The 20,543-nt window shown below is 72.7% G+C and carries 17 protein-coding genes and 2 pseudogenes; 8 read left to right on the forward strand and 11 right to left on the reverse strand.

All coding sequences use genetic code 11. The annotated features are described in order from the left end of the window. The first annotated feature begins 69 nt into the window (after nt 1-69). A complete protein-coding gene (locus GTY56_RS02270) occupies nt 70-756 on the forward strand; it encodes a neutral zinc metallopeptidase (RefSeq protein WP_161361924.1) in 687 nt (228 codons plus the stop codon). A 57-nt stretch (nt 757-813) separates the two neighbouring features. Here GTY56_RS02270 and argG read toward each other — a convergent pair whose 3' ends face one another. From argG to GTY56_RS02290, 4 genes are all read right to left on the reverse strand, one after another. After that, nucleotides 814-2,268 carry an argininosuccinate synthase gene (gene argG / locus GTY56_RS02275; protein ID WP_161361926.1) on the reverse strand — a complete coding sequence of 485 codons (1,455 nt, stop codon included), beginning with the start codon at nt 2,266-2,268 and terminating at the stop codon, nt 814-816. 73 nt (nt 2,269-2,341) lie between these two features. Next, entirely contained in the window at nt 2,342-3,337 is a 996-nt protein-coding gene (gene meaB / locus GTY56_RS02280; RefSeq protein WP_161361928.1) for a methylmalonyl Co-A mutase-associated GTPase MeaB, read from the reverse strand. After that, nucleotides 3,334-5,508, reverse strand: coding sequence for a methylmalonyl-CoA mutase (scpA, locus tag GTY56_RS02285; RefSeq protein WP_161361929.1), 2,175 nt, complete (start codon nt 5,506-5,508; stop codon nt 3,334-3,336). Before scpA ends, meaB begins: the two co-directional genes overlap by 4 nt. Beyond that, nucleotides 5,508-7,316, reverse strand: coding sequence for a methylmalonyl-CoA mutase family protein (locus GTY56_RS02290; protein WP_161361931.1), 1,809 nt, complete (start codon nt 7,314-7,316; stop codon nt 5,508-5,510). The genes scpA and GTY56_RS02290 overlap by 1 nt, the downstream gene beginning before the upstream one ends. A gap of 510 nt (nt 7,317-7,826) precedes the next feature. Here GTY56_RS02290 and GTY56_RS02295 point away from each other — a divergent pair. Together GTY56_RS02295 and GTY56_RS02300 are read left to right on the forward strand one after the other, a co-directional pair. Then, the gene (locus tag GTY56_RS02295) at nt 7,827-8,180 is read left to right on the forward strand and encodes a hypothetical protein (RefSeq protein ID WP_161361933.1); all 354 of its coding nucleotides are present in this window, start codon (nt 7,827-7,829) and stop codon (nt 8,178-8,180) included. A gap of 164 nt (nt 8,181-8,344) precedes the next feature. Further along, nucleotides 8,345-8,899 carry an ATP-binding protein gene (locus GTY56_RS02300; RefSeq protein ID WP_161361934.1) on the forward strand — a complete coding sequence of 185 codons (555 nt, stop codon included), beginning with the start codon at nt 8,345-8,347 and terminating at the stop codon, nt 8,897-8,899. Here GTY56_RS02300 and GTY56_RS02305 read toward each other — a convergent pair. Then, nucleotides 8,886-10,244, reverse strand: coding sequence for a hypothetical protein (locus GTY56_RS02305; protein WP_524540066.1), 1,359 nt, complete (start codon nt 10,242-10,244; stop codon nt 8,886-8,888). The genes GTY56_RS02300 and GTY56_RS02305 overlap by 14 nt on opposite strands. 113 nt (nt 10,245-10,357) lie before the next feature. On the opposite strand from GTY56_RS02305, the gene GTY56_RS02310 reads away from it, so the two are divergent. Continuing rightward, the gene (locus tag GTY56_RS02310) at nt 10,358-11,599 is read left to right on the forward strand and encodes a molybdopterin-dependent oxidoreductase (protein ID WP_161361936.1); all 1,242 of its coding nucleotides are present in this window, start codon (nt 10,358-10,360) and stop codon (nt 11,597-11,599) included. Nucleotides 11,600-11,915: 316 nt separating this feature from the next. Here the strand turns inward: GTY56_RS02310 and GTY56_RS02315 are convergent, their stop codons facing one another. The 3 genes from GTY56_RS02315 to GTY56_RS02325 are packed head-to-tail and all read right to left on the reverse strand — an operon-like array spanning nt 11,916 to nt 14,031. Then, the gene (locus GTY56_RS02315; RefSeq protein WP_161361938.1) at nt 11,916-12,674 is read right to left on the reverse strand and encodes a class I SAM-dependent methyltransferase; all 759 of its coding nucleotides are present in this window, start codon (nt 12,672-12,674) and stop codon (nt 11,916-11,918) included. Then, complete coding sequence (locus tag GTY56_RS02320) at nt 12,671-13,324, reverse strand: DUF2064 domain-containing protein (protein ID WP_161361940.1); 654 nt, start codon at nt 13,322-13,324, stop codon at nt 12,671-12,673. The genes GTY56_RS02315 and GTY56_RS02320 overlap by 4 nt, the downstream gene beginning before the upstream one ends. After that, nucleotides 13,321-14,031: a glycosyltransferase family 2 protein gene (locus GTY56_RS02325; RefSeq protein WP_161361970.1), complete on the reverse strand. Its 711-nt coding sequence runs from the start codon at nt 14,029-14,031 to the stop codon at nt 13,321-13,323. The genes GTY56_RS02320 and GTY56_RS02325 overlap by 4 nt, the downstream gene beginning before the upstream one ends. Before the next feature lie 128 nt (nt 14,032-14,159). Here GTY56_RS02325 and GTY56_RS02330 point away from each other — a divergent pair, with 128 nt between their 5' ends. Both GTY56_RS02330 and GTY56_RS02335 read left to right on the forward strand, forming a co-directional pair. Beyond that, nucleotides 14,160-14,897, forward strand: a complete 738-nt coding sequence (locus GTY56_RS02330) for a response regulator transcription factor (protein WP_161361942.1) — start codon at nt 14,160-14,162, stop codon at nt 14,895-14,897. A 2-nt stretch (nt 14,898-14,899) separates the two neighbouring features. Continuing rightward, nucleotides 14,900-16,012 (forward strand): ATP-binding protein, encoded by a 1,113-nt coding sequence (locus GTY56_RS02335; RefSeq protein ID WP_161361944.1) that lies wholly within the window; start codon nt 14,900-14,902, stop codon nt 16,010-16,012. 130 nt (nt 16,013-16,142) lie between these two features. On the opposite strand, the gene GTY56_RS02340 is transcribed toward GTY56_RS02335, so the two are convergent. After that, nucleotides 16,143-17,144 (reverse strand): NAD-dependent epimerase/dehydratase family protein, encoded by a 1,002-nt coding sequence (locus GTY56_RS02340; protein ID WP_161361946.1) that lies wholly within the window; start codon nt 17,142-17,144, stop codon nt 16,143-16,145. Between the two features lie 141 nt (nt 17,145-17,285). Here GTY56_RS02340 and GTY56_RS02345 point away from each other — a divergent pair. Continuing rightward, nucleotides 17,286-17,663, forward strand: a pseudogene (locus tag GTY56_RS02345) (flavodoxin family protein); the annotation flags it as partial. Nucleotides 17,664-17,951: 288 nt separating this feature from the next. Then, nucleotides 17,952-18,845, forward strand: a pseudogene (locus GTY56_RS02350) (DUF1996 domain-containing protein); the annotation flags it as partial. Here the strand turns inward: GTY56_RS02350 and GTY56_RS02355 are convergent. Beyond that, on the reverse strand, nt 18,820-19,749 hold the full coding sequence (locus tag GTY56_RS02355) for a bifunctional helix-turn-helix transcriptional regulator/GNAT family N-acetyltransferase (protein WP_161361950.1): 930 nt from the start codon (nt 19,747-19,749) through the stop codon (nt 18,820-18,822). The pseudogene GTY56_RS02350 and the gene GTY56_RS02355 sit on opposite strands and share 26 nt — an antisense overlap. A 64-nt stretch (nt 19,750-19,813) precedes the next feature. After that, nucleotides 19,814-20,383, reverse strand: coding sequence for a cysteine hydrolase family protein (locus GTY56_RS02360; RefSeq protein WP_161361973.1), 570 nt, complete (start codon nt 20,381-20,383; stop codon nt 19,814-19,816). Between the last annotated feature and the right edge of the window lie 160 nt (nt 20,384-20,543).

Raw genomic sequence — 20,543 nt, forward strand, 5'->3', positions numbered from 1 at the left:
AAGGGCAACGCCCGGCCCTCGCCAACTGGCGCGGCCCCGTTGCGACATCGTCATGTTGCGGAGTCAACCATGGCCCATCGGCATCGGATGCGCGTGTGCGCGGGACTGGCCGCCGCCCTGCTGACCGTTTCGGGTGGTCACGCCTTCGCCGCGCCGGACGACGAGATGACCCAGGACATCGAGACGGCCGTGCAGGGCGTCGACGCGTACTGGGACGCCCACTGGTCCGAGTTCTTCACACAGACCTACGTCCCGCCCACGGTCCTGGGCGAGTACGACGGCGCTTCTTCCGACGCCCCCACCTGTGACGGGCAACCGCTGGACGACGACAACGCCGTCTACTGCAGCACGGACGAGGACTACGTCGCCTGGGACACCGACCTCATGCGCTTCGGCTACGCGTACGGAGACGCGTTCGTGTACTTGGTCGTCGCGCACGAGTGGGGTCATGCCATACAGAACCGCCTCGACGCCGAACTCCGGACGGTCGACGGTGAATTGCAGGCGGACTGCCTGGCCGGTGCGGAACTGGAGGGTGCCGCGCAGGACGGAACGGTCGTCTTCGAGGAGGGGGACGTCGACGAGATCCATACGGCTCTCGTCCGCGACGCCGACAAGACCCCCTGGACGAAGGAAGGGGACCACGGGAGCGCGTCCGAGCGGGTCGACGCCTTCACCATGGGGCAGGAGCTGGGAGTCGAGGGATGCCTGCCGGACGAGGCGTTCGCCGAAGGCGCGGCGGCTCCCGGCCGGTAGCACGCCGGGAGGCCGGCCCGACATCCCGTCGGGCCGGCCTCCCGCTGTGCCGTGGGGTCAGTCCGTCCCGGACTCCATCGCCGCCCGGTCCAGCCAGGCGTCCTCCTCCGAGACCTCGCCCCGGGAGGCGATGGCCTGGGCGCCGCCCTGCGGCAGTTCCGGCATGGTGCCGATCAGACCGGTCGCGGCGGCCTGGGAGGCGCCGATGGTGGGGCTGCCGGTGCCGATCAGACCGATGCCGGCGTACTGCTCCAGCTTGGCGCGTGAGTCCGCGATGTCGAGGTTGCGCATGGTGAGCTGGCCGATCCGGTCCACCGGACCGAACGCGGAGTCCTCGGTGCGCTCCATGGACAGCTTGTCCGGGTGGTAGCTGAACGCCGGGCCCGTGGTGTCGAGGATCGAGTAGTCCTCGCCGCGCCGCAGCCGCAGCGTCACCTCGCCGGTGACGGCGGCGCCGACCCAGCGCTGGAGCGACTCGCGGATCATCAGCGCCTGCGGGTCCAGCCAGCGGCCCTCGTACATCAGCCGGCCGAGGCGCCGGCCCTCGGCGTGGTACTGGGCGAGGGTGTCCTCGTTGTGGATCGCGTTGACCAGCCGCTCGTAGGCGGCGTGCAGCAGGGCCATGCCCGGGGCCTCGTAGATGCCGCGGCTCTTGGCCTCGATGATCCGGTTCTCGATCTGGTCCGACATGCCGAGGCCGTGCCGGCCGCCGATGGCGTTGGCCTCCATCACCAGGTCGACGGGGGAGGCGAACTCCTTGCCGTTGATCGACACCGGGCGGCCCTCGGCGAAGCCGATCGTCACGTCCTCGGCGGCGATCTCGACCGACGGGTCCCAGAACCGGACGCCCATGATCGGCTCGACCGTCTCGACGCCGGTGTCCAGGTGCTCCAGCGTCTTGGCCTCGTGGGTGGCGCCCCAGATGTTGGCGTCCGTGGAGTACGCCTTCTCGGTGCTGTCCCGGTAGGGCAGGCCGTGGGCCAGCAGCCACTCCGACATTTCCCTGCGGCCGCCGAGCTCGGTCACGAAGGCCGCGTCCAGCCAGGGCTTGTAGATCCTGAGGTGCGGGTTGGCGAGCAGGCCGTAGCGGTAGAACCGCTCGATGTCGTTGCCCTTGAACGTCGAGCCGTCGCCCCAGATCTGGACGTCGTCCTCCAGCATCGCCCGCACCAGCAGCGTGCCGGTGACGGCGCGGCCGAGCGGGGTGGTGTTGAAGTACGCCCGCCCGCCCGAGCGGATGTGGAACGCGCCGCAGGTCAGCGCCGCCAGGCCCTCCTCGACCAGCGCGGCACGGCAGTCGACCAGACGCGCGATCTCGGCCCCGTAGGTCTTGGCACGGCCGGGCACCGAGGCGATGTCGGGCTCGTCGTACTGGCCGATGTCGGCGGTGTAGGTGCACGGGACGGCGCCCTTGTCGCGCATCCACGCGACCGCGACGGAGGTGTCGAGACCGCCCGAGAAGGCGATGCCGACGCGTTCGCCGGCGGGCAGGGAGGTGAGGACCTTGGACATAGAAAGAGTATGTATCACTTTGCATAGTCATGCAAGCCGGGTATGCGAAATCGCCGTTCCGGTTGCTTCCGGTTCAGGAACCCGCCGCCTCGGAACCGCCGCCGAGCGCGCCGAGGATCCGCTCGGCGGCCAGCGTCGGGGTGAGCTCGCCCTCCCGGACCCGCTGCTCCAGCACGGGCGCCAGGGCCCGTACCGCCGGGTCGGCCCGGAGGCGGCCGAGGAGTTCGTCGCGGACCATGCTCCAGGTCCAGTCGACCTGCTGGTCGCGGCGTTTGGCGGTGAGGCGGCCCGTGGAGTCCAGCAGCGTGCGGTGCTGCTCCAGCCGCTCCCACAGGGTGTCCAGGCCGGTCGACTCGCGGGCGCTGCAGTGCAGCACCGGCGGCGTCCAGAACGCGTCCTTGCCGTGCATCAGCCGGAGCGCGCCCGCCAGTTCGCGTGCGGCGGCCCGGGCGTCCCGCTCGTGCGGCCCGTCCGCCTTGTTGACGGCGATCACGTCGGCCAGCTCCAGCACGCCCTTCTTGATGCCCTGGAGCTGGTCGCCGGTGCGGGCGAGGGTGAGCAGCAGGAAGGTGTCGACCATGTTCGCGACGGCGGTCTCGGACTGGCCGACGCCGACCGTCTCCACCAGGATCACGTCGTAGCCGGCCGCCTCCATCACCACGATCGACTCGCGGGTGGCCTTGGCGACCCCGCCCAGCGTGCCGGCCGTGGGGGAGGGGCGCACGAACGCCGCCGGGTCCACGGCCAGGCGCTCCATCCGGGTCTTGTCACCCAGGATGGAGCCGCCCGTACGGCTGGAGGAGGGATCCACGGCCAGGACCGCCACCCGGTGCCCGAGCGAGGTCAGCAGCGTGCCGAAGGCGTCGATGAACGTCGACTTGCCCACGCCCGGCACCCCGCTGACGCCGATCCGCCGGGCCCGGCCGCTGTGCGGCAGCAGCGCGGTCAGCAGCTCCTGTGCCAGCGCCCGGTGCTGGGGCCGCGTCGACTCGACGAGCGTGATGGCACGGGCGATGATCGCCCGCTTCCCGTCGAGCACGCCCTTCACATACGCGTCGACATCGATCACAGCTCGTGCCCGAGACCGTCCGACAGCCGCCGCACCAGGTCGTGGGCCGCGTCCGGGATCACCGTCCCGGGCGGGAAGACGGCCGCCGCTCCCATCTCCAGCAGCGTCGGCACGTCCTGCGGCGGGATCACCCCGCCGACCACGACCATGATGTCCTCGCGCCCCTCCTCGGCCAGCGCCTCGCGCAGCGCCGGGACGAGCGTGAGGTGACCGGCCGCCAGCGACGAGACGCCGACGATGTGCACGTCCGCCTCGACGGCCTGCCGGGCCACCTCGGCCGGCGTCTGGAACAGCGGGCCGACGTCCACGTCGAAGCCGAGGTCGGCGAAGGCGGTGGCGATCACCTTCTGTCCGCGGTCGTGGCCGTCCTGGCCCATCTTGGCGACCAGGATGCGCGGGCGGCGGCCCTCCGCCTCCTCGAAGGCGGACACCAGGGTGCGGGTGCGCTCCACGCTCGGGGACTCTCCGGTTTCGTTGCGGTACACGCCGGAGATCGTACGGATCTGGCTCGCGTGCCGGCCGTACACCTTCTCCAGGGCGTCGGAGATCTCCCCGACGGTCGCCTTCGCGCGGGCCGCGTGCACGGCCAGCTCCAGCAGGTTGCCCTCGCCGCCGGCGGCCCGGGTCAGCGCGTCCAGCGCGTCCTGGCAGGCCCGCTCGTCCCGCTCCGCGCGCAGCCTCCGCAGCTTCTCGATCTGCTGCGCCCGCACGGAGGAGTTGTCGACCTTCAGGACCTCGATCTGCTCGTCGGTCTCCACCCGGTACTTGTTGACGCCGATGACCGGCTGGCGGCCCGAGTCGATCCGGGCCTGGGTGCGGGCCGCGGCCTCCTCGATGCGCAGCTTGGGGATGCCCGCGTCGATGGCCTTGGCCATGCCGCCCGCGGCCTCGACCTCCTCGATGTGCTGCCAGGCCCGCCGGGCCAGGTCGTACGTCAGCTTCTCCACGTACGCGCTGCCGCCCCACGGGTCGATCACCCGGGTCGTGCCGGACTCCTGCTGGAGCAGCAGCTGCGTGTTGCGGGCGATGCGCGCCGAGAAGTCGGTGGGCAGCGCGAGCGCCTCGTCGAGGGCGTTGGTGTGCAGCGACTGCGTGTGCCCCTGGGTCGCCGCCATCGCCTCGACGCAGGTACGCGTGACGTTGTTGAAGACGTCCTGCGCGGTCAGCGACCAGCCCGAGGTCTGCGAATGGGTGCGCAGGGACAGCGACTTGGCGTTCTGCGGGTCGAACTGCTTCACGAGCTTCGCCCACAGCAGGCGCGCCGCGCGCAGCTTGGCGACCTCCATGAAGAAGTTCATGCCGATCGCCCAGAAGAACGACAGCCGGGGCGCGAACGCGTCCACGTCCAGGCCCGCTTCACGGCCCGCCCGGATGTACTCCACGCCGTCCGCGAGCGTGTAGGCCAGCTCCAGGTCGGCCGTCGCACCCGCCTCCTGGATGTGGTAACCGGAGATGGAGATGGAGTTGTAGCGCGGCATCCGCTGCGAGGTGTACGCGAAGATGTCGGAGATGATCCGCATCGACGGCTTCGGCGGATAGATGTAGGTGTTGCGGACCATGAACTCCTTCAGAATGTCGTTCTGAATGGTCCCGGCCAGCTTCTCCGGCGGTACGCCCTGCTCCTCCGCCGCCACGATGTACAGCGCCAGCACCGGCAGCACGGCGCCGTTCATCGTCATCGACACGGTCATCCTGTCCAGCGGGATGCCGTCGAACAGCTGCCGCATGTCGTAGATCGAGTCGATGGCCACGCCCGCCATGCCGACGTCACCGGTCACCCGGGGATGGTCGCTGTCGTAGCCGCGGTGCGTGGGCAGGTCGAAGGCGACCGACAGGCCCTTCTGGCCGGCCGCGAGGTTGCGCCGGTAGAAGGCGTTGGACTCCTCGGCCGTCGAGAAGCCGGCGTACTGGCGGATCGTCCAGGGCTGGTTGACGTACATCGTCGGGTACGGGCCGCGCAGATACGGCGCGGCGCCCGGGTACGTCTCCAGGAAGTCCAATCCCTCCAGGTCACGGCCCGTGTACAGCGGCTTGACCGCGATGCCCTCGGGGGTCTCCCACAGCAGGTCGTCCCCGCCGGAGGCGTTCTTGACCGCCGTGCGCCACTCGTCGGCGCCGCCGTCGGGGGCCGGCATCCCCAGTTCGATCCCGGAGAAGTCGGGGATTCCCATCAGGACACTCCCATGCGGTCGAGGGTGGCGGACAGCACGGCGACGGCATCACAGCCCGCGAAGACGTAACCGTCGACACCGGGATGCTCCCCAGGCCGACCGGCGAGGAACACGTGCGCGGCGCCGGCGGCCTTCAGCTGCCCGGCCACCGCCTCAGCCTGCTCCTCGTACAGGGCGTCGCTGGAGCACAGGCATGCCTCGGTGGCGCCGCTCTCCTCGAAGGTGCCCTGCGTGACCGGCTCGATGCCGCCCGCCTGGAACAGGTTCGAGGCGAAGGTGAGGCGCGCGGTGTGGGCGGCGGCCGGGCCGAGCGCGGCCAGGAAGATCCGGGGCCGGGAGCCGGTCGCGGCGAGGTGGGCGTCGGAGCGGGCGCGCAGCGCCTCGTACGCCTCGTCACGGCGCACCCGCGGCAGCCCGCCGGACGGCTGCTCGGGCGCGCTCTCCCGCACCACCGGCTTCTCCGCGAGGAACGGGAACTCGCTGACACCGGTGATGGGTTCGCGGCGCTTGGCCAGCCTGCCGGTGCGCGCCTCCCAGGTCTCGGCCAGGTCCCGCGCGAGGTCCCCGGAGCGCAGGGCCGCCGCCTGGCCGCCGAGCCGCTCGATGCGCCGGAAGAACTCCCAGCCCGCGTGGGCGAGTTCGTCGGTGAGCCGCTCCACGTACCAGGAGCCGCCCGCCGGGTCGATCACCCGGGCCAGGTGCGACTCCTCGATGAGGATCGTGGAGGTGTTGCGGGCGATCCGGCGCGCGAACGCGTCCGGCAGGCCGAGGGCGTGGTCGAAGGGCAGCACGGTGACCGCGTCGGCCCCGCCCGCCCCCGCGGCCAGCGTGGCGATCGTCGAGCGCAGCATGTTCACCCACGGGTCGCGGCGCGTCATCATCACCGGTGACGTCACGACGTGCTGGAGCTGCGCCCCCGCGCGCGGCGCCCCGCAGGCCTCGGCCACCCGGGCCCACAGCCGGCGCGCGGCCCGCAGCTTGGCGATCGTCAGGAACTGGTCGGCGGTCGCCGCGTACCGGAACTCCAGTTGCGCGCAGGCCTGTTCGACACCGAGCCCGGCGCCGGTCAGCGCCCGCAGGTACGCCACCGCGGTGGCCAGCGAGCAGCCCAGCTCCTGGGCGGCCGAGCCCCCGGCCTCGTGGTACGGCAGCGCGTCCACGGTCAGCGCCCGCAGCCCCGGGTACCCCTCGGCGCACAGCCGCGCGAGTCCGGCCGCCGGCGCGAAGTCGCCCTGCTGTCCGCTGCGTGCCTCCTGGCCCAGCGGATCCGCGCCCAGGTTGCCGCGCGCCCGGTCGGGGGCGACACCGCGCTCCTCGTACAGCCGCAGCAACTCCCGCGCGGCGGGCTCGGTGTCGCCCCCGGCGTCCAGGACGACGGGGGCGAGGTCGAGATGGACCCCGTCGAGCACCCGCCCGAGCTCCGGCACCGGAATACCGGAGCCGCCCACACCCAGCCAGAGGGAGGTGACGCCGTTCTCCAGGTCCGTCAGCACCGGGCCGTTGTCGGCGACCGTGTGCCGCTGCCGTACGTCCCAGCCGCCGAGGGTGTTGCCCTCGGCCCGGCCGCCGCGCACGAAAGGCGCGAACCCGGGCAGGCCCGGCTCCGGCGCGGAGTCACGGGCGGTGTAGAGGGGGCGGGTGCGCAACCCGTCCTCCAGGGCGGTGGACAGGGCTTCCTCGGCCTCGGCGCCCTCCACGTCCTTGCCCGACTTGCGCAGGACACCCGCCACAAGGCGCTGCCACTGCTCGTGGGGCACGTCAGGGAATTCGCCGGCCAGTTCGAGCCCGTCGTCAGGCAGGACCGTCATGCTCGGATGTTAGGCCACGTTAACGAAGGAGCAGGAGTGGGCGCGGCTGTGACGTTTCCCTCGCCGAGAATGTGGTCCTGATCTCCGCCTGCCGCTCTTGAATCAGGGCAGGTCAGGTACTAGAGGAGCAGGCTCGGTGGTCAGGTGCCGGCGCTCGGACGTCGGCTCTCCCGGGGCGTCTTTCGAAGGGGCCGGTGCGATCCGCGTCCGGGCGGACGGAGCAAGGGTCCTGGGCCGTATCCGTCGCGCGACAGAACCCGGCGCCGGCCTGCCGCGCAGCGTCGTCGGTGCCTGCGTCGCCCTGGCCGCGGGGCTCGTCCTGGGCATCGGCCGGCCCTCAGTATCCGCCGTGGGGCCACAGTGTTCTTGTTTCCGTGGCGCGAGGTGTAACGCGGCGGCAATCGAACGACGCTGTAGAGGGCAGAAAAGCCGGCCGAAACCGAATATCGCTCCCGGTGTCATTTCGCCCGGGCGGCCGGCCGACGCATCCGACCATCGATGGGATCTCTCGTGAACGGCACCGACCCGGCCTCCGCGTACCAGTCGTACGACCAGCCCAGGCCGCCCGACCGCACCGCCCGCAACCAGGCCACCGCACGTCGGGCGGCCCTCACGATCTGCACGATCGCCGATATCGCGGCCGGTCTGCTGGGCCTGTGGATCGTGCTTTATCTCCTCGACGCCAATCAGGGGAATCCTTTTGTCGAGTTCGTGCACGGAACGGCGGACTGGCTTTCCGGTTGGGCGCAGGACATTTTCACGATGAACACAGAAGGGTTGCGCGTAGTCCTCAATCATGGACTTCCGGCGGTCATCTATTTGCTGATCGGTCACGGAATCGCCGCCCGGATCAACCGAGTCTGACGAACGTGTGGAGCCGGCCCCCGTCGTTCCGTCCCTCGGCCGCAGGACATGCGGCGCAGAGCACACCACAACGGCGGACGGTCGGCAGTATGCGTGCTCCGTGGCGGGGTAAGCGACGTCCGAAAGGCCACTGAGCAACACGCATCACAATGAAAGAGCCCTACATGGTCATCCCGCTTATGAAGCAGGCGGCAGATGAGCCGGGCACGGACGAGCAGGCCGCCCTGCACTGCGCCGCTGTCTGGGCCGACGGCGCCGCGTGCGCCGTCGAGGCGCGCCGCGCGTTGCAGGCGTTCCTGGCGCACGTACCGTGTACCGGCCGCACGCCCGTGCCGGCCCCGCTGGCGATCGACGCCCAACTGGTCGTCAGCGAACTCGTCACCAACGCGATCCGGCACGCCCCCGGCCCCTGCGGGATGCTCCTGCGGCTCTCCGACGAAGGACTGGCCATCAGCGTGTGGGACACCTCCGCCGAGCAGCCGGTGGTCCGCAAGCGCGACGGGCAGCGCTTCGGCGGCCACGGCATGCACGTGGTGCACGCGGTCAGTGCGGAAGTCGCCGTCGCGCCCTTCGGCACCGGCAAGCAGATCACCGCCTGCCTGCGCCCGGCACCGGACCTCGCCCCCGACGCCGGCACCGTCACGCTCACCGACACCGGCCCGGCCGCCTGGCAGCCCCCGCCGAGAGACCTGCCGTCGGCAGGGGTCACCACCCGGTGATCAGCAGATGGTTGAGCAGCAGCGCGAGCAGCGCCTGGGCGGTGAGCCAGGCGCGGGGCCGGGTGAGGAACGCGCAGGCCGGGAGCAGCCACAGGGCGAAGGGGAGCCAGATGCGTTCCGTCTCCGCCTTGCTCATGCCGGACAGGTCGGCGACCAGCAGGGCGAGGAGCGCGGCGGAGACCAGGAACGCCAGGCGGACGCCGGCCCGGGTCCCGGTGCGACGCCGGACCAGTACGGCCGCCGTCCGTCGCACCCCCGCCGCCGTCGCCAGTCCCGTGACGAGCACCGTGCAGGCCAGGTTGGCCCATACCCAGTAGCCGTAGGGGCGGATACCGCCCGCGCCCTCGCCGTAGCGCGTGACCAGCAGGCGGTAGGCCTCCCACCAGTCGAAGCCCGCGAGCGTGAACACCGCGGGGACCACGGCCAGTCCGGCGAGCCACGCCACCGGCAGGGCCGGGTGCTCCCGGATCCCGTGGCGGCCGAGCACCAGGACCGCCGCGGCGATCAGCGCGACGAGCGTCAGGCCGTACGACAGGTAGCAGGTCAGGCCGAACAGCACCCCGGACGCGCCCGCCCACCCCGGGGACCTCCGGGTCACGGCCAGGGCCGCCAGCGCCACCGCCCACGCCGCCACCGCGGCGAAGTACGCGTCGGCCGAAGTGCCCATCCACACGGCCGCCGGTGCCAGGACCAGGAAGGGGGCCGCCCGCCGGGCGAGCGTCTCGTCGGCCAGCGCGCGGATCGTGACCAGCACGGCCACGCAGGCGGTCGCCCCGACGGCGATGCACCACACCCCCGCCCACCCCCCGCCCCGCAGCCCGGTCCGGTCGAGCAGCACGAACGTGAGGGTGGCGGCGGGCGGATGCCCGGCGACGTGGGCGGGCCAGTTGTCGGGGGAGTCCAGCAGGATGTGCCCGGTGAAGCCCCGCAGCGCCGCCGGGATGTCATGGAAGCGGTCGACGACCTGGAGGTATTCGTGCCGGGTGGTGAGCCGGCGCGCGATGCCCCGGTCCCAGCCGTCGACCAGGGCGAGGGAGAAGATCCACGCCGTGGCCGTTCCCCAGGCTGCCGGGAGCAGGGCGCGCCAGGGGAGGCGGGCCGCCAGCGCGGGACCCTGGGCGACGGTGGCGATCGCCACCAGGACGGCGGCCGGCGTGCCGGGGCCCAGGTGCGGCGCCCAGGAGGCCAGCAGCGGTGGCCAGTCGACGAACAGCGTCCGGCGGGTGTCCTCGATGTGGCGGCCGGCCGCCACGGACACCGTCACGAGCAGCACGGCCGCCGCGGCGGCGTACAGATCACGGCGCAGGTCGAGGGACGGCGGGGCGGAGGGCGGGGTGCGGATCACACCGGCACGCTAGGCCGCACAGCCGGCCGCGGACCGCCGACCGGGCCCGACGTCAGCGTTTCGTCATGGGTCGCACCCCCTCCCGCGGGGTCCTCACGGCCTACCGTCGGCTCATGCGAGACGATCCACGCGATCCCCGGCTCCCCACGTCCCCCGGCTTCTGGCGCAGCCCCCTGCGCGGCCCCCGGTTCACCTCGGTGCTGGGCCTGGTCCTGCTCGCCGGCATCACGGTGCTGTTCGTGACGGGACTCCTCTCGTACGCCGCCTACAACCCCAACCTGTCGCCGGTCAACGACAAGACCCCGGACAAGGGGATCCTCGGCTTCTACCTCTTCTCCTGGCCGACGAACCCGCACTGGCTGTACCGGCTGAACCAGGGCGTCCACGTCACCCTCGGCATCACCCTGATCCCCGTCCTGCTCGCCAAGCTGTGGTCCGTCGTGCCGAGGCTGTTCGCCCTGCCCCCGGCCCGCTCGCTCGCTCACGCCCTGGAGCGGATCTCGCTGCTCCTGCTGGTCGGCGGCGGCCTGTTCGAGTTCGTGACCGGTGTCCTCAACGTCCAGGTCGACTACGTCTTCCCGGGCTCGTTCTACCCCCTGCACTTCTACGGCGCCTGGGTGTTCTTCGCCGCCTTCGTGGCCCACGTCCTGTTGAAGGCGCCCACCGCACTGCGCAACCTGCGGCGGCTGCGGGAGGAGAGGAGCGACCTGGTGTCCCCACGCCCCGCCGAACCGACCGTCTCCCGGCGGGGCGCCCTGTGGTTCGTCGGGGGCGGCTCACTGCTGCTGTTCGCCACGACCGTGGGGCAGAACTTCGGCGGCCCGCTCAGGCGCACCGCCCTCCTCGCCCCGCACGGCGGCGCCGAACCCGGCAGCGGCCCCAACGGCTTCCAGATCAACAAGACCGCCGCGTACGCCGGGATCGACACGGCGGAAACGGCCGGGGACGCGTGGCGGCTCGTGGTGACGGGGCGTACGGGAACGGTCCGCCTCAGCCGCGCCCGGCTCGCCGGGCTTGCCCTGCACAGCTCGGCGCTGCCCATCGCCTGTGTGGAGGGCTGGTCCACGCCGGACCAGTGGTGGCGCGGGGTACGGCTGCGCGACCTCGCGGCCCTCGTCGGCCACGAGGACGACCCGCCGGACGTGTTCGTCGAGTCCCTCCAGCGGCACGGAGCCTTCCGCAAGGCCGCCCTGAGCGCCGGCCAGGTGGCCGACCCGCGCTCCCTGCTCGCCCTGTACGTCAACGGCGAGGAGCTGTCCCCCGACCACGGCTACCCGGCACGGATCATCGTGCCCGCGGCGCCCGGTGTGCTGAACACCAAGTGGGTGGCCCGCATGACGTTCGGAGACCTGTGATGCGCGCACCGCGGCTCCCGCTCGGCAGCCCCCTGCACCTCCTGCTGCTGTCCTGTTCGTTCGCCCTCGCGGCCTACGCGGGGGTGCGCCTGCTCGCCGGCGACTGGTTCGGCGTGGCGCTGTGGGTCGTGGGCGCGGCGCTGCTGCACGACCTCGTGCTGCTGCCGCTGTACGCGGCGGCGGACCGGGCGGTGGTGTCCGGGCTGGGCGCGGTCCGCCGCCGGGAGTGGGCGCTGTACGTGCGCGTACCGGCTGCCCTGTCCGGGCTGCTGCTCCTCGTCTGGTTCCCGCTGATCAGCGGCGCGGTGGAGCGGCGCTACCGGTCCGCCACCGGTCTGCCCGCCGACGTGTTCCTCGCGCGCTGGCTGCTGATCACCGCCGTCCTCTTCGGCGGCTCGGCCCTGTTGCTGGCGGTGCGGCTGCTGCGGCTGCGCAAGGCGGCGAAGTGCCGTCCGCCGGCCGTCCACTGACCCGCCCGCTCCCAGCCCCGCGCGTACCCCAGCAGCGCCCGGGTGCCCAGCCGCGCCCAGGGGAAGGGGTCACCGGTGGTGGCACGGGCGTCGGTGATGTGCACGCGCACGCGTTCGTCGACGTCCGCGGGGACCGTCTCGGCGATCAGCAGGCCTCCGGGACGCAGCAGTCCGGCGACCCGCTCCAGCAGGGCACGCGGATCGCCGCCGATGCCGATGTTGCCGTCCATGAGCAGCACGGTGTCCCAGCGGCCCTCGCCGGGCAGCTGCTCGAACACCGACCGCCGCAGCGCCTGGCCCCCGAGCCGGGCGGTGTGCTCCACCGCGGCCTCGCTGACGTCGATCCCGAGGGCGGCCCGCCCCCGGGCGGCCAGTTCGGCCACGAGCCGTCCGGGCCCGCACCCCACGTCCAAGACGGTCCCCTCGCACCGGTCCAGCACGTCCCGGTCGACCGGGTCGGCCCCGGCGCACCAGCGCTCCACCTCCAGCGGCAGCAGCCAGCCGTCCGTGCGCCGCAGGAACAACGGGCCGCGGCCGGCGCGCAGAGCGGCGTCGTAGGGGTCGGCGGCGGCCCATGCCAGGGCGGTCGCGGACGGGGCGCTCATCGGGGACCGGCCGGGCGCGGACCCGGCCCGGTGGCCGGTGCCCCGGCCGCCGGGCACCGGGCAAGCCGCGCCGCGAAGCGCCCCCGCGGGGCGAGTGCGGCGACGGCGTGGGCGTCGGCAGCGGTGTCGACGTCACGCAGGGCCGGCAGGTCGCACACCCGCAGTCCCGCGGCGGCCAGCCGCTCCCGCTGCACGGCACCCGTCACCGCCGTCGACATGGGCACGCCCCGCAGCAGAGCGGGGTCCGGGCACGCCAGACCGAGGGCCCAGAACCCGCCGTCCTCCGCCGGGCCGAACCAGGCGTCGCAGCCGGCGAAGTCCACGGTGAGCAGCTCCGGGGTCACCTGCGGGGTGTCCATACCGACGAGCAGGGCGGGGCCGGCGCAGCCCGCGAAGGCCTGTGCCAGCCGTTCGTCGAGACCGCCCGCGCACTGCGCCACGACGTCGAAACCGGGCGGCAGCCAGGGGCCGGGGGCGCCGTCGAGCACCAGGACGCGCCGGGTGGCGGGCGTGGCGGCCACGGCGTGCAGCGTGTCCGCGAGGGCCGCTTCGGCCAGTTCGGCCGCCTCCCCGGGCGTGAAGGGCGGCGTGAGCCGCGTCTTCACCCGGCCCGGTCGCGGCTCCTTGGCGATGACGAGGAGCGTGGTCACCGGACGGTTCCCCCTTCGCGCGCCATCGTGTCGCTCTCGTGCGCGGGCGTTTCCGCCAGCACGCGGCTCATGTCCCGTACCGCCTGCCACGTGCCGCGCCAGGTGCCCGTCACCTTCGAGGCCCCCGCGCGCGGCAGGTACGGCACGTCGTGCTCGGTGATCCGCCAGCCCGCGTCGGCCGCGCGGACGACCATCTGGAGCGGATAGCCGCTGCGCCGGTCGCTGAGGCCGAGGGAGAGCAGCGCCTCCCGCCGGGCGGCGCGCAGGGGGCCGAGATCGTGCAGCCGCAGCCCGGTGCGGCGGCGCAGCATCCGTGCGAGCGCGAGATTGCCGGCGCGGGCATGCGGCGGCCACGCGCCCCGCCCCTGCGGACGCCGCCGCCCGAGCACCAGGTCGGCCCCGCCGTCGCGCACCTCGGACACGAAGGGGACCAGGAGTCCCGGATCGAGGGAGGCGTCGCAGTCGCAGAAGCACACCACGTCGGCGGTGGCGGCCGTCAGTCCGGCGTGGCAGGCCGCGCCGAAGCCCCGCCGCGGCTCGTGCACCACGCTCGCGCCCCGCGCCCGGGCGATGCCGGCCGAGCCGTCCGTGGAACCGTTGTCGACGACGAGCGCGCGCCAGCCCGGCGGAATCCGTTCGAGCACCCAGGGAAGGGCCTCGGCCTCGTTCAGGCAGGGCAGCACCACGTCGACGTCCGCAGATGTCATCGTCACGGCTTCACCCTACGAACGCGAATCGGGCATAACGGTCCATCGCTCCTTACGAAACGCGGACGTCGGGCGATCGGAGCGGTGGCCGGGCCCCGCCGGGGGCGGCCTGGTGCCAGGCTGGAGGCATGCAACAGCCGTACGAGCCTCCCACCGGTATCGCGGGCGGGGCCCCCAGGATCCTGGTCGTCGACGACGATCCGACCGTCGCCGAGGTCGTCGCCGGATATCTGGACCGCGCCGGTTACGCCGTCGACCGCGCCGACGACGGCCCCAGCGCCCTCACCCGCGCCGCCGCGCGCCGGCCGGACCTCGTCGTGCTCGACCTGATGCTGCCCGGCATGGACGGCCTGGAAGTGTGCCGGCGGATCCGCGGCCACGGCCCCGTGCCCGTCATCATGCTCACCGCCCGAGGCGACGAGGACGACCGCATCCTGGGCCTGGAGGTCGGCGCCGACGACTACGTCACCAAGCCCTTCAGCCCCCGCGAACTCGTCCTGCGCGTCGAGTCGGTGCTGCGGCGCAGCCGCCCCGCGGCCACGGGGGACCGGCTGGGAGCGGCCGGTCTGACCGTCGAGCCGACGGCCCGCCGCGCCACCAAGAACGGCACCGAACTCGCCCTCACCCTCCGCGAGTTCGACCTGCTCTCCTTCTTCCTGCGGCACCCGGGGCGGGCCTTCGGCCGCGAGGACCTGATGCGGGAGGTCTGGGGCTGGGACTTCGGCGACCTGTCGACCGTCACGGTCCACGTCCGCCGCCTGCGCGGCAAGGTCGAGGACGACCCCGCCCGGCCCCGCCTGATCCAGACCGTCTGGGGCGTGGGCTACCGCTTCGAACCCGGTGAACCCGGTGAAGGGGACGACTGACCGTGCGCGACAACCTCCTGATCGCCCTGTACGCCTTCGCCGGTGCCGCCGCGACGGGACTGGCCGGAGCGGCTGTCCTGCGACTGATCCGCCGCCGCTCGCTGACCGTCTCGCTCGCGGTGGTGGCGGCGGTCGGCGTCGTCGCGATGCTCGCGGGCACACTCGCCGTCGCCTGGGCGATGTTCCTGTCGGCGCACGACCTGACCGTCGTCACGACCGTCGTCGCCATGGCGGCCGTCGTCTCCCTGGCCACCGCCCTGCTGCTGGGCCGCTGGGTCGTCGCCCGCAGCCGCGAACTCGCCGTGGCGGCGCGCTCCTTCGGCGACGGCGGGGACTTCGCGGCCCCCGGTGGACCCGCCACCGCCGAACTCGCCGCGGTGAGCCGGGAGCTGGCGGCCACCAGCGCCAGACTCGCCGAGTCCCGGGAGCGGGAGCGTGCCCTGGAGGCCTCCCGGCGCGAACTCGTCGCCTGGATCTCGCACGACCTGCGGACCCCGCTGGCCGGTCTGCGCGCCATGTCGGAGGCCCTGGAGGACGGCGTCGCCGCCGACCCCGACCGCTATCTCCGGCAGATACGGACCGAAGTCGAACGCCTCAACGACATGGTCGGCGACCTCTTCGAGCTCTCCCGCATCCACGCCGGGACCCTCGCCCTGACCCCCACCCGTATCTCCCTGTACGACCTGGTCGGTGACGCCCTCGCCGGCGTCGACCCCCTCGCCCGCGCACACGGGGTACGGCTGGTGGGCGGCCGGGTCGAGCCGGTGCCGGTGGAGGTGGACGGCAAGGAGATGAGCCGGGTGCTGGGCAACCTGCTGGTCAACGCGATCCGCCGGACTCCGGCCGACGGCACGGTCGCGATCGCCGCCGAGCGTTCCCCCGAGGGTGTCGTCCTGTCCGTGACGGACGGCTGCGGAGGCATCCCCGAGGAGGACCTGCCGCGCGTCTTCGACACCGGCTGGCGCGGTACGCACGCCCGGACGCCCCCGGCCGGGGCGGGCCTCGGCCTCGCCATCGTGCGCGGCATCGTGGAGGCCCACCAGGGCCGGGCCGGCGTACGCAACATCCCCGGGGGCTGCCGTTTCGAGGTGGTGCTGCCCGCGGCCGCTTCCTGAAGCGGCCAGGACCCGGCGGGCCCTCGGCCCCGCGCCGGTACCCGTGGCACGGCTCGCCCACGGCGGCCCGGCCCGTCGAGCCGACACCCACGCGGACGCCGACGGGGACCCGAAGGGCCCCTGGCCACGGTCACGCGCCCCGCATCCCCGCCCGCGCGAACTCCGTCATGCCCTCCGCGAAGCCGACCGCCGGCTTCCACCCCAGCTCCGTCCGCAGCCGCGACGAGTCTGCGGTGATGTGCCGTACGTCCCCGAGCCGGTACTCGCCGGTGACGACCGGCTCGGGGCCGCCGTGCGCGGCGGCCAGGGCGCGCGCCATCTCGCCGACGGTGTGCGGGTCACCGCTGCCGGTGTTGAACGCGGTGAGCGTGCCCGGGGCGGCCGTCGCCTCCAGTGCCACGGCGTTCGCCGCCGCCACGTCCCGGACGTGCACGAAGTCCCTGCGCTGCCGCCCGTCCTCGAACACCCGCGGGGCCTCGCCCCGGGCGAGCGCCGAGCGGAAGAACGAGGCGACTCCGGCGTAGGGGGTGTCCCGGGGCATGCCGGGCCCGTACACGTTGTGGTAGCGCAGCGACACCGCCGACCCGCCGGTGCAGCGGGCCCAGGCGGCGGCCAGATGCTCCTGGGCGAGCTTGGTCGTCGCGTACACGTTCCGCGGATCGGCCGGGGTGTCCTCCTGGACCAGCCCGGGGGAGAGGTCCTCGCCGCACACCGGGCACGGGGGCTCGAACCGGCCCGCGTCGAGCTCGGCCACGGCCCGCGGCCCGGGCCTCACGCCCCCGTGCCGCGCACACACGTACCGCCCCTCGCCGTACACGACCATCGACCCGGCGAGCACGAGGGTGGCTACGCCCGCCCGCGCCATGGCCGCGAGCAGCACGGCCGTCCCCAGGTCGTTGTGCGAGACGTAGTCCGCCGCGTCGGCGACCCCGTCACCCAGCCCGACCATCGCGGCCTGGTGGCACACGGCGTCCACACCGGCCAGGGCGCGGCGCACCGCTGCCGGGTCCCGCACGTCGGCTGCGGGCTCCTCCCGTACGTCGAACACGACCGCCTCGTGCCCCCGCTCCCGCAGAGCGGTGACCACATGGGACCCGATGAACCCGGCACCGCCGGTGACCAGTACGCGCATACGGGCACGCTAGGCGCTCGCCGGCGCCGCCTTCCGGGAGCACGGCCGTACGTCATGACTCCGTAAGACGTGCGCGGGTGCGCCTGATCGACAAGATCCGGTCGATCATGGACGCCGCGGGGTGGCCACGGAGCTGGTCGCTCCTCGCTGCTCAACCCCGAAGGGCAGTACGCCTACTACGGCCGTGTCGGCGGCTGTCTCATCACCGGCAACGAGGACGGCATCAAGCACTGCGCGATGAACGTCCTCCACAGCCTCCAGCACCTCGGCTACGCGATCCCGCCCCAGGCGGACGCCGGCTGGATCGGCGCGGCCGGGCCCGGACCGTCGTACCTGGACCCGGACTCGGGCGGCCCGGAGAACGACTTCACCAATCGCAACACCAGTTTCATGACCTGGGACCTGATGCACATCGCGGCCCTGCTGAAGCGGGCAGGAGGGGTCCCCGCTCACGGCAACCAGCGCTCACAGTGGGACGCCGGCTGCCGCCCGGGCGCGGACAACCCCGAGCACCGCTGACCTTCGGGGCCGGCCCGGATGCGCCAGTTCTTACGCGATGGTGACGCGCCTTCGAAACCGGGGGCCACCCTCCGTCTCAGCGGCCACGGTGGTCACACCAGACACCGGAACGGAAAGGTCACCATGAACCAGGGACACAGGCGCAACCGCACACGGCGCAACGCAATCGTCCTGGCTGCCGGGCTGGCCGCGGGCGGTATCGGACTCACCTTGGTCAATGTGCAGGCCAACGCGAGCGACGCCCCGCGTGCCGGCACCTACGCCGCTGCAAAACCCTCAGCGCCTGTCGGCAACGGGCCCGTGCCCGAGGACTTCGTGGACATAACCAAGGTCGCCCGCAACGTGCCCGCCCCGCCCCGCGCCAACCGCAACGCCTCCAAGGGCGCCTTCAAGACCCGCTGCGGCGTCAACGCGGAGGGCCGCCACAACTCCGACAACGTGATCGTCGCCCCGGGGGTGGGCAACGGGGCCCACCACACCCACGACTACGTCGGCGCCATCGGCGTCGACGCCTTCACCACCGACGAGAGCCTCGCCACGGCCCGCACCACCTGCACCAACGGCGACCGGTCGACCTACTACTGGCCTGTGCTGCGTGACCGCCGCGGAGTCGAGAAGGCGGACGCGGGCTCACCCGGCGGTGGAGCCGAGGGCAACGTCGGCAAGATCCTCACTCCCACGTCCGCGAGCCTCACTTTCGTCGGCAGCCCCACCACCAAGGTGGTCGCCATGCCGCGCTTCCTGCGCATCATCACCGGTGACGCGAAGGCCAACGCCAACGGCGGAGCCAACGCCAACGCCGCATGGTCCTGCACCGGCTTCGAGGACCGTGTCCAGCTCAAGGACAAGTACCCGATCTGCCCGGCCGGCAGCGAGGTGGTCCGCACCGAGCGGTTCCAGAGCTGCTGGGACAGCCGGAACACCGACAGCGCCGACCACCGCAGCCACGTCGCCTTCGCCGACGCCCGGGGGAGGTGCCCGGCCGGCTTCAAGGCGATCCCGCAGCTCGTACAGCGCCTCACCTACAGCGGCCTGGCCGGCAGCACCGCCTTCGCCGTGGACAGCTTCCCCGAGTCGCTGCACAAGCCCGTCACCGATCACGGTGACTTCATCAACGCGATGCCCCAGCGACTCATGAAGCGCGCCGTCGCCTGTATCAACTCCGGCCGTCGCTGCGGCTGAGTCCGATGCGACCGCCGGGGCGGAGCCGCTTCTCGAACCAGTGGTGCGCGTAGGGCTCGTCGTTGAAGGCGGGGACCTCGGTGTACCCGCAGTCGCGGTAGAGGCCGATGGCCGCCTCCAGGGCCTTGTTGGTGTCGAGTCGCACCCGGTCGCAGCCGTGCCCGGCAACACGCGTCTCCAGGGTGGACAGCAGCCGCCGGGCCAGGCCCAGTCCGCGGGCCTCGGGGGAGACCCACAGCCGTTTGATCTCCGCGGGGGCTCCGGTCGGCAGCTTCAGCCCGGCGCAGCCCACCGGTTCGCCGTGCAGCCGGGCGACGACGAGCAGCCCGCGCGGCGCACGCAGTTCCCCCGGGTCGGGCAGCAGGCTGTTCGCCGGGTCGAAGCCGCCGTCGAAGAGCGTTTGCAGTTCGGCGGCGTAGGACCGCAGGCAGTGCGCGGCGTCCGGATGGTCGGGGTCCAGCACGTCCAAGGAGACCGTCGAGGCGGTCAGCAGCCGCTGGACCTCCGCCATGGCGGAGGTCAGCCGCTCCCGCTGCCGGGCGTCGAGGGGGGCGAGGAGGGAGGCGGCGAGGGCGTCGCTGCGGTCGTCGAGCAGAGCGCGCTCGCGTCGCCCGGCCTCGGTCAGCCGTACGGTGCGGACCCGCCGGTCGCCGGGGTGGGGTTCGACGGCGACGAGACCGTCACGCTCCAGTGCCCGCAGCAGTCGGCTCATATAGCCGGAGTCCAGACCCAGCCGGTCCCGCACCCTGCGGACGTCGTGGGTGCCGCCGTCCCCGATCTGCCAGAGCAGCCGGGCCTGGCCGTAGGGGCGGGCACCGGCCAGATAGTGGTCGTGCAGCACTCCCACCCGCTCGGCGACCGTCCGGTTGAACCGCCGTACCTGCTCGACCTGGTCAGCCTTCATTCTCTGACCCTAGTCAGGTAATGGTGGCCAAGTAAAGCAGCCTCAGGCCGCCCCTCAGGCCGCCTCAGGCCTCGCGGTGCGGGAACTCGGTCTCCTTCGCCGTGATGATCCGGGCGCCCATGTTGCGCTCCATCATCTCCAGGGCCGCGGAGGCCAGGTGGGGATGGATGGAGGCGACGGCGTCCTTCGGCACCGTCACCTCCAGGTGACGGATGTGCGCGTCGAGGGCGGAGTACAGGACGCACTGCTCGGTGACCTGCCCGGTCAGTACCACGTGCCCGACGCCCAGGCTCCACAGCAGGTAGGACAGGGGCGTCTCGAAGAAGACCGAGTGGCGGGCCTTCATCACGAAGAGCGACCGGTCGTCGGGCCGGATGGGCTCGATCAGGTGGGCGTTCGGCCGGGACAGGGCCGCGTCCAGCAGCTCTCCGTGGTGCGAACGCCACCGGCCGAAGTTGTCGTTCACGTAGATCACGGGCGCGTCCGCCTCGCGGGCACGGCCGAGCAGCTCCGTCAGGACGGGCACGACCGGTTCGACGGACGGCACGAGGAGCTCGGCGTCCTCGTGGTCGTAGGTGTTGATCATGTCGATCACGATCATGGCCGACCGCGTCGGGTCTGCGCCTCGTTCCATGCCGTCCACCGTCCGTCCGGTGCTGTCACTCATGGGATCCGGGGAACTCTGGTCGGGGTGGAAGTCGAAGCATCGGATCTCCCGAGTGGAGCGTGTGGTGCGGGTTCAGGGAACGCACTGCTGAGTACCCGGGTGCCCGGCGGGCGTAAACAACCGAGGT

This window comes from Streptomyces sp. SID5643, assembly GCF_009872555.1.
GTDB lineage: Bacteria > Actinomycetota > Actinomycetes > Streptomycetales > Streptomycetaceae > Streptomyces > Streptomyces iakyrus.